General features: G+C 40.7%; 11 protein-coding genes and 1 tRNA gene. 5 read left to right on the forward strand and 7 right to left on the reverse strand.

The genetic code is table 11. From position 1 onward, the window contains the following. Window positions 1–6: 6 nt before the first annotated feature. From AL038_RS00740 to AL038_RS00770, 7 genes are all read right to left on the reverse strand, one after another. Entirely contained in the window at window positions 7–1,848 is a 1,842-nt protein-coding gene (locus AL038_RS00740) for a polysaccharide biosynthesis protein (RefSeq protein WP_062147570.1), read from the reverse strand. A gap of 43 nt (window positions 1,849–1,891) precedes the next feature. Continuing rightward, window positions 1,892–2,458, reverse strand: coding sequence for an AmmeMemoRadiSam system protein A (gene amrA / locus AL038_RS00745; protein ID WP_062147573.1), 567 nt, complete (start codon window positions 2,456–2,458; stop codon window positions 1,892–1,894). Continuing rightward, window positions 2,436–3,230 carry an AmmeMemoRadiSam system protein B gene (gene amrB / locus AL038_RS00750; protein ID WP_062147576.1) on the reverse strand — a complete coding sequence of 265 codons (795 nt, stop codon included), beginning with the start codon at window positions 3,228–3,230 and terminating at the stop codon, window positions 2,436–2,438. Before amrB ends, amrA begins: the two co-directional genes overlap by 23 nt. A 219-nt stretch (window positions 3,231–3,449) precedes the next feature. Beyond that, window positions 3,450–3,526 (reverse strand) — tRNA-Ile (locus tag AL038_RS00755). A 66-nt stretch (window positions 3,527–3,592) separates the two neighbouring features. Then, window positions 3,593–5,776 carry a coiled-coil domain-containing protein gene (locus AL038_RS00760; RefSeq protein ID WP_062147579.1) on the reverse strand — a complete coding sequence of 728 codons (2,184 nt, stop codon included), beginning with the start codon at window positions 5,774–5,776 and terminating at the stop codon, window positions 3,593–3,595. Window positions 5,777–5,920: 144 nt separating this feature from the next. After that, window positions 5,921–8,440 carry a DUF4132 domain-containing protein gene (locus AL038_RS00765; RefSeq protein ID WP_062147582.1) on the reverse strand — a complete coding sequence of 840 codons (2,520 nt, stop codon included), beginning with the start codon at window positions 8,438–8,440 and terminating at the stop codon, window positions 5,921–5,923. A gap of 2 nt (window positions 8,441–8,442) precedes the next feature. After that, entirely contained in the window at window positions 8,443–8,841 is a 399-nt protein-coding gene (locus tag AL038_RS00770; protein ID WP_066246083.1) for a hypothetical protein, read from the reverse strand. Window positions 8,842–9,157: 316 nt separating this feature from the next. Between AL038_RS00770 and rsxA the strand changes: the two genes are divergently transcribed. The 5 genes from rsxA (at window position 9,158) to AL038_RS00795 (ending at window position 14,890) form a co-directional block, all read left to right on the forward strand. Next, window positions 9,158–9,739: an electron transport complex subunit RsxA gene (rsxA, locus tag AL038_RS00775; protein ID WP_062147585.1), complete on the forward strand. Its 582-nt coding sequence runs from the start codon at window positions 9,158–9,160 to the stop codon at window positions 9,737–9,739. Then, window positions 9,736–10,320 (forward strand): electron transport complex subunit RsxB, encoded by a 585-nt coding sequence (rsxB, locus tag AL038_RS00780; protein ID WP_062147588.1) that lies wholly within the window; start codon window positions 9,736–9,738, stop codon window positions 10,318–10,320. The genes rsxA and rsxB overlap by 4 nt, the downstream gene beginning before the upstream one ends. Further along, on the forward strand, window positions 10,317–11,882 hold the full coding sequence (gene rsxC / locus AL038_RS00785; protein ID WP_062147591.1) for an electron transport complex subunit RsxC: 1,566 nt from the start codon (window positions 10,317–10,319) through the stop codon (window positions 11,880–11,882). Before rsxB ends, rsxC begins: the two co-directional genes overlap by 4 nt. Before the next feature lie 167 nt (window positions 11,883–12,049). After that, on the forward strand, window positions 12,050–12,466 hold the full coding sequence (locus AL038_RS00790) for a hypothetical protein (protein WP_062147593.1): 417 nt from the start codon (window positions 12,050–12,052) through the stop codon (window positions 12,464–12,466). 12 nt (window positions 12,467–12,478) lie between these two features. Continuing rightward, entirely contained in the window at window positions 12,479–14,890 is a 2,412-nt protein-coding gene (locus AL038_RS00795) for a tetratricopeptide repeat protein (protein WP_062147596.1), read from the forward strand. The last annotated feature ends 113 nt before the right edge of the window (window positions 14,891–15,003 follow it).

Raw genomic sequence — 15,003 nt, forward strand, 5'->3', positions numbered from 1 at the left:
ATTCAATTAATCTGTTAAATTTAATTCTGGCACAATTCCATTTAAAATAACTTGTAATCGTTCATCGTCATAATTTTTACAAGCCAGACTTAAGGCAGTTAATGCGCCTTGTAAACTTGTCCAGTCAATAGGACGTTGTGCGGCCAGTAAAATCTTCGGGTGCGTTGTTGGGTTTAATATTTCCTCTGCATAAAACAATTCCTCATGCAGTTTTTCCCCTGAGCGCAAGCCTGTATAAACTATTTTGATGGTTTGGTTGGGTACATGTCCTGATAAACGAATCATTTGTTCAGCAAGATAACTAATTTTAATAGGTTTCCCCATATCCAACACGAAAATTTCACCACCTTTGCCCATTGTTCCTGCTTGTAAGATTAATTGACAGGCTTCAGGAATCGTCATGAAATAACGAGTTATTTCAGGGTCTGTGACCGTTACAGGCCCCCCTTTAGCAATTTGGGCTTTAAACAAGGGGACAACACTCCCCGCAGACCCTAACACATTGCCAAAACGCACCGTTATAAAATGCGTGTTTGAACGAGCATTTAACCCTTGACAGAAAATTTCAGCCGCCCGTTTTGTCGCACCCATAATATTGGTTGGATTTACCGCTTTATCTGTAGAAATCATCACAAAAATTGGACAATTAAATTTAACTGCCATTTCAGCAAGTGTTTTTGTACCCAATACATTATTACGAATCGCCGCACGTGTTTGTTCTTGCAACATCGGAACATGTTTATAAGCCGCTGCATGAAAAACAACTTGTGGTTGATAACGACGAAAAACCTGTTGTACAAGCACGCTATCAACAATATCACCTAAACAAATATGTAAGCTAAGTTGTGGAAATTCCGCACGTAATTGTAAATCTATTTTGTATAAATTAAACTCACATTGTTCTAAAATAACAATGGCTTGTGGATTTAAACGGGCAATTTGTCGGCACAATTCAGCCCCTATTGAACCACCGCCACCACTTACCATCACTACTTTATTTGCAATACCTGCTTGTATAAGCATCCAATCTAATTGAACTTTTTCCCGTCCAAGTAAATCATCAATTTCGACTTCACGTAAATGATTTAAATTCACCGATTGGCTACTAAGCTCTTGTAATTTTGGCAAAGTACGAAATGGCACGCCTGCTTGCTCGCAATAGTCAACGACTCTTTGCATTTCACTATCACTTGCTGAGGGCATTGCAATAACAATGGCATCAATTGCATGGGTTTTAACAATCGTAACAACATTTTCAATACTTCCCAGCACAGGCAAGCCTTGCACCCGTCCGCCATGCAAGCGATGCCTATCATCTAAAAACCCAACAGGAACATAGCTATAGCCATGACTGCGGCGCATATCACGGACTAACATTTCGCCCGATGTGCCTGCTCCCAAAACCAGCAACCGCTGTCGTTCTAAACTTGTTTCTAATAAAAAATGAAATGAATGTTCATACCATAAACGGGTTAATAATCGAGGCACACCCAATAATATTATTAAAACAATGGGATAAAAAAATAATGCCAGCCGTGGAATACCTTCTAAACGATTAAATAATACTAACGCCAAAATGACTAAAATTGTGCCAACGACAACGGCGCGTAAAATTATCAATAAGTCGGTTAAACTGGAAAATTGCCAAATTCCCTTATAAACATCGTAATACCATAGAATAAGGCTTTGTAAAGAAACAACAATGGGTAAGCCATGTAAAAAAACGGCTTCTGTTTCTTCAGGAAAAGGGAAATCATAGCGTAGGATTAACGCTAAGGTCCACGCAAGTGCAACCATAATAAAATCATGGAGTAAAACGGGTAAACGCAGAAGTGGCGGGAAAGTCATAGTTATCGTTATGTAGCATGTATCAGACAGTATAAAGAGAGTATTAGCCGATGGACTCCACCGTATAACGTTGAGCCTTTACACTATCAGACCAGAAATCAGCGGGAAGCCCCGCTTTTTGTTTTAACTGCCGTAAAAACACGTCGGGCGTTGGCAGACTTTCCCACACAGAGGGCAAAAATGTTGCCTTGTGTCCCGCTACCTCAAAAATCAAGCCATCAATATGCGGACGCAATTGTTGTAATAACATCGCTTCGCTGTTAAAGATGAGCGGTTCTGCTGGATTTAAGACAGAAATATGAATATCCAATAAAGAAAATTCATTATTCGTGACAGGTGGAAAACGCGGGTCATGAAAAGCGGCGGCTTGTGCATGATACGCGACATCGCTGATAACTGATTGCGAGGCGATTAACGTGCCAATACAACCACGCAAATTTCCCTTTAACATCAAGGTTACAAAACTCGCACGTACTGCTTGCAACGCGGGTTCAAAGGTATCAGGCGATATTGCTACGGCTTTACCCGTTGCTAACCGTTGTTGAATAGCCTCTCGTGCAACCGATAATAATATTTTTTGTTGTTGTTCAGTGAACGATGTATGCGCCATAACCAACAACTCTCTCTTTTGTGCCTGCGGTATCTCCAGAATTCCGTAAATCAACCATCTTTACGTTTAAACCACGTTGTTTGGCGACGTACAATAATCCTGTAATAGGGTTTCGTCCACAAGCGTCTTCATAATGTAATGCATCAAACTTTAATTGTTCAATGGCTTGTGATGTTTTTGTGTCCATTGCTTGCGCGATGGCATAAGGATGATAATGACTTAAATCAGAACTAATCACGATTAATGTTTTTTCATCTCCCCACAATAAATTCAACACATGCCCAACCTGCTGCGGACTGGCTTCACCCACAACCAGCGGAATTAGGCAAAAATCGTGAAATAACGTTTGTAAAAAAGGTAAATGCACTTCCAAACTATGCTCTGCAATATGTGCTTGTTCTAAGACGCTAACATAAGGCAGACGTAATAAACTATCGTGCATTGATTGTGTTAATGGCACATTTCCCAATGGCGTGGCGTAGGCTTGAGCATTGGTTAGCGCGATACCTCGCAAGGGATAACGGTGCGAAGGGCCCAACAAAATAATACGGTTTATGCCCTGTGTGAGCGTTTGCCAATAAGCATAAGCACTAGCGGCAATTGCACCAGAGTAAATATAGCCCGCATGAGGCACAATCAATGCCTTTGGCACAACAGGCGTGGGTATTGTTGTTGCTTGTAAAAATGCCCTAACCATTGTTTGTAATTCAAGAGGATTAGCGGGGTAAAATGTTCCTGCTACAGCGGGCGGACGAATCATTATAGATGACATTATCATGTCCTAAGATGTTTGCACGATTCTAAAGTAACATGCGTTCAATATGATAATTTACAATCTTTAAAACTTAAAATCTGTCTGAATCAAAATTTTTAAAATAACCCAGCATAAAAGCATTTTTTGCTTTTCAATTTTTTAATTCTGATTTAGACAATTTTTACATAACCAATAAAAAAGGGACTAGGTAAAAAATACCTAATCCCTTTAAATTCGTGGTGGGCCCGGCAGGACTTGAACCTGCGACCGACGGATTATGAGTCCGCAGCTCTAACCAACTGAGCTACAGGCCCCGATAAGAACTCGCGAATATAATAGCTTTTATTCAACTTTGCAATAAAAATTTTTAAGCTGATGATTTAACGCTTGTGTTTTGGTTTCATCAATGCGTGCAATTTTTCTTCACATTGCGATGTTAAATACTCTGCTCGCGATTTTTCTTGCATGTGATAAGCATCTTGCTCTTGTAATGCGACTAATTGCGAAAACTTTTCTTCCAACGCGGTTTTAGCAGATTGCAAATCTATTTCCATCTGTTGCAACTGCTGATTATAACTTGCTTCTACCTGTTTTTGATTGGTTTCTGTGGTGTCTAATTGTTGCGTCAATTGTTGTAACTGCAACTCATACCGTTGTAATAATTCGGTTTGTGTTTGCTGTAACTGTTGTAATTGTACGGTGGTTACTTGTAAATTCTGCTGGGCGATTTGCAATTGCTGTTCATAATGGGTTTTCATCTCGTTTTGTTGTTGCAATGCGGTTTGTAAATCTGCCTGTAACTGTGTTACTTGTGCTTGATAATTTACCTGTTCTTCAGTTAATGCAGTTTTTTCTTGCTGTATCGACTCTATTTTTGCATTTAACGCGGTTACTGTTTGTGCTTGTGTCGCTATTTGTTGTTGCGCGCTAACCAGTGCTTGCTGAACTGTTTCTAACTGCGTTTTGTAATCCTGTGTTAGGGCTGTTTGTGCCTGTTCTGCTTGCGCTAAAGCCGTTTTTAACTGGCTAACCGTGCTATCGTTCTCTGCTTGCATGGCTTGTAAATGTTGCCCATGCGCTTGCACTCGGGTTTCTTGTTGTTGCTGTATTGTGCTTAACTCTGCTTGGGTTTTTAATAGCTTATCCTGTGCAATTTGTGCGGACTGAATAGCTGCTTGGGCTTCCTGTAGCTGCGTTGCATATTCAGCGCGTAACGCATCGCGGTCTTGAATAGCTGCTTGTAATGCTTGATTTACTTGTGCTAACTGGCTTTGATGGGCATCATTCAAATGGGTGTACTGTGTTTGTAATGCACTTAATTCAGTTTGTAATTTAACCACTTGTTGTTGCGCCATCTCACTGGATTGTAATGCCTTTTCGGTTTCTTTGGCGGTTTGTGCTAACTGGGCTTTTTCGGTTTCAACACTTTTTAATGTCTGCATTAATTCTTGTGTTTGCTGGCTATCACGAGCAGATTGTGTTTTTAAGGCGGTTAATTCCGATTGTAGGTCATTACGTGATTTTTCCACAGTTATATATTTATCTTCAGAATCCTTAAGGTTACGTTGACACTCTGCCATAATGTCTTGTTGGGATTTTTGAATTTTTTCAATCGTGATTTGGGCTTGTTGTAAGGCTTGTTGAATAGCTAAGGTTGTCTTTTGTGCAACTTGTAGCTGTTGTCCATAATCTGCTTTTAAACGGGCTTCATTTTGTTGCAGTGTTTCAACCGTTGTTTGCAATTGTTCGACTTGCTGTTTCGCGGCATTCTCATTTTGGCGCGCAACTTGTAAATCATTTGTTAAGGTCTGTTGTTGCTGTTGATTTTGCTTTTCAATGGTTTGCAATTGTTGTGTGTATTCTGTTTTTAACAATTGGCGTAGGGCTTCTAAATCGGCTGTTGGCACAAGATTATTAACCGTTGGCACTTCTACAACCGCACGGCTAGTTCCCGCCTGACATTTTTGTAACTCATCGCGTAAATTTTCGCTATCACTCTGACTTTGTTGTAAATTAGAAATCAGTGCGCGGCGGATAATTTGACATTCTTCTTGTTGTTGACGTAGTTTTTCATCAAATTCCACGTTGACAATGGATTGTAAACGTACAGATTCTTCTTGTTGTTGGCGCAGTTGACGAGCATGTTCAACTTTTAATAGGTCTTGTGCATCACGGGCGTTTTGCATGTCTTTTTGTAATTGTGTAACAATTTCCGTTTGTTCTGCCCGTAATTGTTTTAAGGCTTGTTCTTGCGCATTTTGTGCGTCATGGCTGAGTTGTTGCAATTTTTGCTCATGCGCTGTTTTTAAATTGGTTTGTTGTGTTTGTAGGGTTTGATTATTCGCCTCTAAACTGCTGATTTTTTGCAATGCGTTTGCAGCTTCTTGGGTTTTTTCTTGATATGCTTTTGTTAAATCAGTCTGTTTTTTCTCTAATGCACTAATCGTTTCTTGCGCATGTTGTTCTGTTTCTTTAACGGTTTGTTGTGCTTGAAGTATCATCATTAATAAAATAACAAAACTGATAAAAACTACAATGATAATCAGTCGTTTAATCTGCGTCATTATTGTTCCTTGCCGTGGGTGGAATGCGCTATAAATCAGTTGGGCAATTATAAAGGGTTCATTGCAATGCGTCAGGATAGTATTTTAGGCAATGCGAAAATTGTTCCGTTTATTTTTCTGGGTTTAATTGCGAATTATCCCGCTTTATATCCGTTCTTGTATTTGGCGGAGAATGGATAAATCTTTGATGTTTTTATCGTCTGCCAGTAAAAATGCCTTGCTTAGAATAATGGCTAAGGTGCTATCCCCTTCGAAGGGTAAAAAAACTTTTTTCGTTATGTTCGTGCTGGCTTCTCCACGTGCGGGGACGATACATAAATATTGGTCATTGGGTGACATTAAAATATTGCCACTTCCTAAGTGAATGTTATAAGTACGTAAATCACCACGTACTTGTAAAAACTTATCGGTGAATTGGCAACGAGAGGCAATTTTTAAACAGGGGAGTAATTTTTCTAAGACTTGTCGTCGGGTTTTCGCCGTTTCTGATAGCGCACCAAAAGAGTAAGAATGCCAATAGGTTCGTTGTTGTGTCTCCACGCCACCATCTAACCATGCAGGGTCATTACCAACACTGGCTACGCCAACGAATAAATCTACATCGCGCATGATTTCTGAAAAAACCAACGCGGGAATATTTTTTAACGGAATGGGGTCGCGTGTTACACCGCCTAAATAACTTGATGCACGGTAGCCACCCCCTCCCATGTGGGCATGATTTTCTACAGTATCAATTGGATAAAAACGTACTTGGTCGGTGCTTAAATATAAAAATGTTCCTGTGTCATTTGTGTCTGCGCCATACGTATGCCCCGCTCCTTCTATCCAATATTCGGCGCGAATTTGCCAGTGGGGAAGTGTGCGCGTTGCGGGCGGGCATGAATCATCAACGTGCATTAGGCGTAATTTGTTTTTCCATTCCCGCGCACTGCATAAGGCATTAAATTGGTGTTGTTTTAAAATATGGGCGGCGTAACGATTGGAATATGTATCTGTTTTGCGCTCAGCATCGGTCAATAAATAAACTTCACGATGTGCTTGTTTAAACGGTTGTTGTACTTCATGACGCATTAACCAGTCGCGCCATGCTAATACGTCGTCAACCGTGCTGTAGAGTGGATGCCATAAACAGACTTGGGTGTTATCAGGTAAATCCGCCAGTGGTTTATCATCATGATTTAACCAGTTGTTTTTATGAAAAATACCAACGGTAATATTGTCTCCCTGTTGGAATTGCCAGAGTAGTCGGCGGGCGAATATACCAACCAGTGGATGATTTATATAACGGGCTTCCCATGTTTTTTTATCCCAAGTCCGTTGTTGTAAATATAAGTTATCTAACCGTTCTTTTTGTACGGGTAGTAATTTTCGTATGTCTTTAATTGTTTGGTTTAGTTGTTTTAATTCTTCTGGATATTCTGTTTTAACCGCTTGTGGCACGCTGGTTTGAAGCTTTCCTGTGCTATTGCGCCATGTTAATTTGACGGTGTTACTGTCGGTAATGCTTAAAATGGCGGTAAACGCGCCCAGTGATTCTTCACCGTAACCAATGGTTTGTAATCCATAAGTGGGTATTGCCATTTCCTCGATTTCTTCTGGCGGAATCCCTAAGCGTTGCGCGGTTTCTACAAGTGTTTTATCAATAAGTTTTAAAATGCTATTTAATTTAATCCGATGTCTTATCAGACTTAAATGAATAACGCCTTCCATGCCTTCAATATTCCCCAATGCCCACACTGTTGCATTGCCCAATCGTAAGCAGCGCGCCCCAATACCTGATAATTTACGGTAGCTTGCTAGGGCCAGTTGCATTAACGCCCGTGCAATATCGGTGTCTGCATGGGATGCACATAACCATACTAAGCCTTTTAGAATATTAATATTTTCTTCAGTAAGATAGTGTTCTCCATTCATGCCGTAGCCAAAAACGTCAGTAACCGCTTGTGTGCGTGGTTTATCTACCAGTGGAAACCAGCGACAGATGGCGGTTTTAAAATGGGTTATTCCAATCGTGATTAATTCCACTTCTGCCATTTTTAGCCATTTTGCACTTGGTTTAGAGCTTGTCGCCTTTGTGCAGAGATTGAGTAACAGATTCCAGCCTTGTTGCTGGTCGTTAGGCAGGGCTTGAATATCAGCAAGTGCAACATCCGACCATGCTTCGCCCGCGAGAATAGGGAGGGCATTATCGGTAATTTCACATAATATTTTCATTTCTTTCACTCTGTGATAGCGGTACGCGCTGGGTGTGTCCATTAATGCTTGTAACACACCTTGGACAGATTGTTGTAAATCGGGCGTAATGGGATTGTGGAATTTAAAGCGTTCTAATTGGGTTAATAACGTGGGGAGGTAGGTGAGAAAATGGACATCTGCGAGAAATTGCATCAACGATATAATTTCTTCTTCTTTAAAAGATAAGGTGTTTTTTAACATTAACAGGAGTAGAGATAAAGCCTTTTCAACGTTATAAACAGAAATTGTAGATTTGTTAGAACGTTGTTTTAACCAATCAAGTGCGTAAAAAATAAAGCCTTTTACTTGCTCTGGTGGGAGATTTAGTAAGTGTTGTCCTGTTGGTGAAGCACTGCAAAAATCATAATCAATGGTGTTTGCCTCAATTTGTGTAATGAGTTCTTTGTATAACAATGTGTTATTGTCCATTTTTAGCCACCAACTAAGGGGACGAGTTTTAAAAAACTCACTTGCGTATCAGGATAAAGGGTAATTTCTGCATCCAAGTCTGTTATTTGTTCTTGATTAATAAGTATAATAAAACCATTGTGTTGAAAGGCTTCTAATGCGAGTGCATATTGTTTTTGCCAGTCAACAGGAGTGCGTTTAGATTTTTCTTCACCATTTAACTGCTTTTCTATGGCGGTTGGTTGTACTAAGCCTTGAAAATGGGTTGCGGAAACAGTGTTGTATTGGGTGACTTCTTGATAAATACGTAAACGGATAAGTTCTCGCAATGTCACATGATTAGACGCAATGTCGAGGGTGAAACGATAGGCTGTTGTCGTATTAAACAGGGTTTCGTCGGTAATAGCGATAGAGGCACTCATACATGTAATTCCTTAACTTAAAATATTTAATCGTGATAAATAGAGAATGCTATCGAACCGTCATGTCAACGGCAATTTTGACTATAAGTAATGACATTATCGGTTAATTTATATCCAAAAGGGATAATTAAACAATTTGATGTAACAACGTTGTCATTAATGCTTATTTATCGCAATGGGAATAGTTGGCATCAGTCGTCGATATGCCATTACGATTCTAGTAAACTCATTATGGTATTGCCTTAAAATAAGGCTCAGGGATACCCTCATTTCTACATTAGTTTTTAAATAGTAATGCTTGTTAGAGTAAAACCGAATGACCGATTATTTATTGATTTTTATCAGTACGGTGTTAGTAAATAACTTTGTACTGGTTAAGTTTTTGGGGCTTTGCCCGTTTATGAGCGTGTCTAGCAAATTAGAAACCGCTGTGGGCATGGGATTGGCGACAACGTTTGTACTCACTTTGTCTGCTGTCTGTAGTTATTTAGTTGATGTACTGTTACTTGTGCCATTAGATTTGCTTTTTCTCCGCACAATTACTTTTATTGTTGTTATTGCCGTCGTTGTGCAATTTACGGAAATGGTTATTCATAAAACCAGCCCCTTGTTGTACCAATCGCTGGGTATTTTTTTACCCTTGATTACCACCAACTGCGCAGTACTGGGTGTTGCGCTGTTAAATGTTCAAACTCAACATAGTTTTTTACAATCTAGCGTTTATGGATTTGGTGCATCGATTGGTTTTTCATTAGTACTGGTTTTATTTGCTGCTATGCGTGAACGGATTGCTGTTGCAGATGTGCCTGCACTCTTTAAAGGCGCACCCATTGCCTTGATTACAGCAGGAATTATGTCTATGGCATTTATGGGCTTTGCGGGGTTGGTAAAATCATGAGTGTTTTATTAGCTATTTTACTCATGGCGGGTTTAACGCTTGTTTTTGGCTTAATATTGGGTTTAGCCGCTGTTAAGTTTAAAGTAGAAGGCAACCCGATTGTGGATAAAATTAATGATGTTTTACCACAGTTACAATGCGGTAAATGCGGTTATCCCGGTTGTCATCCTTATGCTGAAGCCGTTGCTACGGAAAATGCAGACATTAATTTATGTCCTCCGGGGGGAGAAAACGGCATGTTAGCCCTTGCGCATTTATTAGACCGTGAGCCAAAACCTTTAAGCGAAGAACACAGCGCGGAAAAACCTAAAGCCATTGTCGTTATTAACGAACAAATTTGTATTGGTTGCACCTTATGTATTCAAGCCTGTCCTGTTGATGCGATTTTGGGTAGCGCGAAACACATGCACACGATTATCGCGTCTGAATGCACGGGATGTGAATTGTGCATTGCGCCGTGTCCTGTCGATTGCATTAGCCTGTTGCCCATATTACCAACCACGCAGACATGGAAAACGCCTTACCCTGTTTTCCATTTAAACAGACTAAATACCCCGCGTCAGATGGAAACAAGTTTATGATTACGGCGTTATGGCATTTCAAGGGCGGCATTAAAACCGCTGGACACAAAACACTTTCCAGTGAAACACCTATCGTACAAGCGACAATCCCCGCCTATTTAATTCTGCCTTTATTACAACATATAGGCATACCCACTGAACCCATTGTGCATGTTGGCGAGCGCGTGTTAAAAGGGCAAATTATTGGACGTTGTTGTCAAAATGATAACTACGACGCATTTTTCAGCGCGCCTATTCATGCCAGCACATCAGGTACAGTGGTTGCGATTGAATCGCGCCCTGTGCCACATCCATCAGGCTTAACCGCCGCTTGCGTTATTATTAAAACCGATGGACTAGATGAAGCGATTGCTTTTCATCCCTTAGCAAATTACGCAAGCATAGAACCTGCAACTGTACGGCGACATATTGCCCAAGCAGGCATTGTCGGGCTAGGCGGTGCAGGCTTTCCCTCACATCTCAAATTAAAACCGCAGGGTGTAGAAACACTCATTCTTAACGGTGCGGAATGCGAACCCTATATTACCTGTGATGACCGTTTAATGCGGGAACATCCTGCTGAGGTGATTGGTGGCGCGTTGATTTTACGCCATGTGTTAGGTGGAGCAAAACGTTGCATTATTGCCATAGAAGATAATAAACCAATTGCTTTTAAAACCTTACAACAAGCTGCGCAAGGTACAGACATTGAGGTAATACAAATCCCTTCTTTATACCCAACAGGCGGGGAACGACAACTCATTAAAGTGCTTACAAATAAAGAAGTTGAACGTAGTCAATTGCCTGCACATGTTGGCATTGTGGTGCATAATGTTGAAACCGCACGCGCTATTTATCAAGCCGTAACTTATGGCAAACCCTTAATTTCTCGCGTTATCACCGTAACAGGTAATGGTGTAACAACCCCACAAAATATAGAAGTTCGGTTTGGCACACTGATGCGCGATTTACTCGCCCAATGTCATGTAAAACCTGATATCTGCCGTTTAATCATGGGGGGAAGCATGATGGGGTTTACGCTACCTAGCGATGAACTCCCCATTATAAAAACGACCAATTGCCTAATTGCGTCCTGTGCTGACGACATATTGCAACCCGAATTACCTATGCCCTGCATCCGTTGTGGTGCTTGTGCAAATAGCTGTCCTGTCAACCTGTTACCGCAACAACTTTATTGGCACGCTAAAGCGAAAGCCTTTGACAAAGCACGTGAACTCCATTTATTTGATTGCATTGAATGTGGTTGTTGTGCCTACGTCTGTCCTAGCCATATTCCCTTAGTTGATTATTACCGTTATGCAAAAGCCGAAATACGCGAAGCAGAACAAGCCAAACATAAAGCGGATACAGCACGCCAACGGCATGAAGCAAGGCTAGAACGTTTAGAACGAGAAAAAGCGGCTAAAGCCGCCAAACATCAACAGAAAAAAATCTTACCTGATAAAGTTGAAACCAACACAGACAACGCGCAAGCCTCAAAACAAGCCGTTATTGCCGCCGCCCTAGAACGGGCAAAAACAAAGCAGGCAACAAATACGCCTAATCAAGATTTACCAGAGTAGGGAATGTCATTAAATAGTAAAAATCATTATAATACAGTGGCATATACAGATATTACCAAGAACAAAACAAGGATAAAACAATGAATCGTCGCTTTCTCTAGGGCTTGCTATACAAATAACTCTCTTATTTAATTGTCTAAATTTTCTGAAAATGTAAGCGTGAAATAATGGAACAACAACCGTTGATTAAGCTAGCGCAAGAAAAGAAAGCATATTTACAAAAAGCTTGGATAGTAGAAACCGATGCCGCCAGAAAATTTAAGCTAGAAAAAGAGATTGAAATAGTGAATAGACAGATTAGTGAATTGGAGGGAAGTTCAGCATCAGCAGACAAAGATAAACCCCAAACAGGCTCGAATATTCGTATTGACGGCAATCAAATCAATGGAAACAACAATATGATTCAAGTGATTGTGCATCAATGGCGATGGTGGGGTATAGGGCTTATTGGTATTGTTTTATTGCTTGTATTAATAGCAGTGATTTCTCCCGATAAATCGCAAACCGCTACAGGTGATTGTAATACAGTTATTTCGGGTGGAAATAATATTACGATATCTGGTAGTTGCACACCTAACAAATAAGCGAGAACCATTATGCGCCGTACAACAATTTGTTTAGCAATTTGGGCAATATTCCCCCCCGTTTATGCGTTTAATGACCAAAGCCAACAGGCTGATGGATATTGTAATTCTCTTGTGCAAAATGCTGATGGGGCGAAGGTTACGATTATTTGTGGTGTTGACCCCGTAGTACATCATGAGCTTGAAAAGAAGTTACTTGAATCACTTGATGAACGCATTAAATATTTAGAAGAAAGAAATGAACTGGTTGATAAAGCCAAAATTGCTGAAGAAGTTGTGAAGAATTATAACGAATTGCGAAAAGCATACGAAAACTTGCAAGCACAGGTGAATGCGCAAACGGATGAACACTTAACCCAATTACTCACAGAAGCACAGACGGCTTTATCAACCGCTGAATTGGAAAAAGCAAAACAGATTCTGGATAAACTGTTAGCCGCTTTGGAATCAGTAGAAAAGCAAATTGATTTAAAAGCAGCAGCACATTTTACACAAGCCCGCGTTGCACTGGCTGCCTTTAAACCGAATGAAGCCTATCCACATTTAAAAAAGGCGTATGAATTACGTCCTGAGAATTTTGAATACGCCATTACCTATGCAGATACACTCCGAGAATCACCAAGAACCTACCGTGACCGCGACACGGCAATCCTAACGTACCAGACGATTTTAAACTGGTTACGCCCCTTAGTAGAAACAGATAAAACCCGTTTAAGTGACTTAGGTCGGACGCTCAATAACCTTGCTATATTAGTAGCAAGTGATACAAACCGTCGGGCAGAGGCAGAACAGTATTACCAAGAAGCCTTAAAAATTAGACGCGACTTAGCCGACAAACAACCTGCGGTCTATCTTCCTGATGTTGCGGGTACGCTCAATAACCTTGCTACATTAGTAGCAAGTGATACAAACCGCCGGGCAGAGGCAGAAAAGTATTACCAAGAAGCCTTAAAGATTTATCGTGACTTAGCCAACAAACAACCTACGGTCTATCTCCCTTATGTCGCGATGACGCTCAATAACCTTGCATTGCTAGTAGCAAGTGATACAAGCCGTCGGGCAGAGGCAGAACAGCATTACCAAGAAGCTTTAAAAATTAGACGTGACTTAGCCAATAAACAACCTGCGGTCTATCTCTCTGATGTCGCTCAAACGCTCAATAACCTTGCTAATTTAGTAGCAGATGATACAAGCCGTCGGGCAGAGGCAGAACAGTATTACCAAGAAACCTTAAAGATTTATCATGACTTAGCCGACAAACAACCTGCTGTCTATCTCCCTTATGTCGCGACTACGCTCAATAACCTTGCTAATTTGTTACAAAGTGATACAAGCCGTCGGGCAGAGGTGGAACAGTATTACCAAGAAACCTTAAAGATTTATCATGACTTAGCCGACAAACAACCTGCTGTCTATCTCCCTTATGTCGCGACTACGCTCAATAACCTTGCTAATTTAGTAAATGGTGATACAAACCGTCGGGCAGAGGCAGAACAGTATTACCAAGAAGCCTTAAAAATTAGACGTGACTTAGCCGATAAACAACCTGCTGTCTATATCTCTTTCGTCGCGGATACGCTCAATAACCTTGCTAATTTAGTAGCAGATGATACAAGTCGTTGGGCAGAGGCAGAACAGTATTACCAAGAAGCCTTAAAAATTAGACGTGACTTAGCCGACAAACAACCTGCTGTCTATCTCCCCGATGTCGCTCAAACGCTCAATAACCTTGCTAATTTAGTAGCAGATGATACAAGCCGTCGGACAGAGGCAGAACAGTATTGCCAAGAAGCTTTAAAAATTAGACGTGACTTAGCCGATAAACAACCTGCTGTCTATATCTCTTTCGTCGCGGATACGCTCAATAACCTTGCTGCATTAGTAGCAAGTGATACAAACCGTCGGGTAGAGGCAGAACAGTATTACCAAGAAGCCTTAAACATTTATCGTGACTTAGCCAACAAACAACCTGCTGTCTATCTCTCTTATGTCGCGATTGCACTCAATAACCTTGCTAATTTGTTACAAAGTGATACAAGCCGTCGGGCAGAGGCAGAACAGTATTACCAAGAAGCCTTAAAGATTTATCGTGACTTAGCCGACAAACAACCTGCGGTCTATCTCCCTGATGTCGCGATGACGCTCAATAATCTTGCTAATTTATATAAAGCTGATTTTAATTTCACAAAAACCGCTGATTTTTCGCAAGAATCTACGGATATTCTACGTCCTTTTGTAGCGGCTAATCGCGCAATTTTTGGGAATACACAAGCAAAACGTCTTCAATTTTTAGGCATAATAAGAGGCTTCTCAGCCCAACCACAAGCAGCCTGTCACGCATGGCAAGAAGCCTTAGAGCTTGCCCAAGAAGAAGCATTAAAATTAGGATTAAATAGGTACTTAAAAAACTTTTGTAGCAAATAACCTTTTTCACTAGAAAAGTTTTTTAAAACAGTAAGGTATATAACCTGTGATTCCGCTCCAGAGAAATCGTTTAAATCCGACTAATTAGGAATTTATTTCGCTTCTTCTTTGAT

It is taken from the genome of Beggiatoa leptomitoformis (genome assembly GCF_001305575.3).
In the GTDB taxonomy this organism is placed as follows: Bacteria; Pseudomonadota; Gammaproteobacteria; order Beggiatoales; family Beggiatoaceae; genus Beggiatoa; species Beggiatoa leptomitoformis.

Excerpts from the sequence above, each read along its gene's own strand:
- rsxC (WP_062147591.1), top strand. The coding sequence starts at position 10,317 with ATGATTACGGCGTTATGGCATTTCAAGGGCGGCATTAAAACCGCTGGA.
- amrB (WP_062147576.1), bottom strand. The coding sequence starts at position 3,230 with ATGTCATCTATAATGATTCGTCCGCCCGCTGTAGCAGGAACATTTTAC.
- AL038_RS00790 (WP_062147593.1), top strand. The coding sequence starts at position 12,050 with ATGGAACAACAACCGTTGATTAAGCTAGCGCAAGAAAAGAAAGCATAT.
- AL038_RS00795 (WP_062147596.1), top strand. The coding sequence starts at position 12,479 with ATGCGCCGTACAACAATTTGTTTAGCAATTTGGGCAATATTCCCCCCC.
- AL038_RS00760 (WP_062147579.1), bottom strand. The coding sequence starts at position 5,776 with ATGACGCAGATTAAACGACTGATTATCATTGTAGTTTTTATCAGTTTT.
- AL038_RS00770 (WP_066246083.1), bottom strand. The coding sequence starts at position 8,841 with ATGAGTGCCTCTATCGCTATTACCGACGAAACCCTGTTTAATACGACA.
- rsxB (WP_062147588.1), top strand. The coding sequence starts at position 9,736 with ATGAGTGTTTTATTAGCTATTTTACTCATGGCGGGTTTAACGCTTGTT.
- rsxA (WP_062147585.1), top strand. The coding sequence starts at position 9,158 with ATGACCGATTATTTATTGATTTTTATCAGTACGGTGTTAGTAAATAAC.
- AL038_RS00765 (WP_062147582.1), bottom strand. The coding sequence starts at position 8,440 with ATGGACAATAACACATTGTTATACAAAGAACTCATTACACAAATTGAG.
- amrA (WP_062147573.1), bottom strand. The coding sequence starts at position 2,458 with ATGGCGCATACATCGTTCACTGAACAACAACAAAAAATATTATTATCG.
- AL038_RS00740 (WP_062147570.1), bottom strand. The coding sequence starts at position 1,848 with ATGACTTTCCCGCCACTTCTGCGTTTACCCGTTTTACTCCATGATTTT.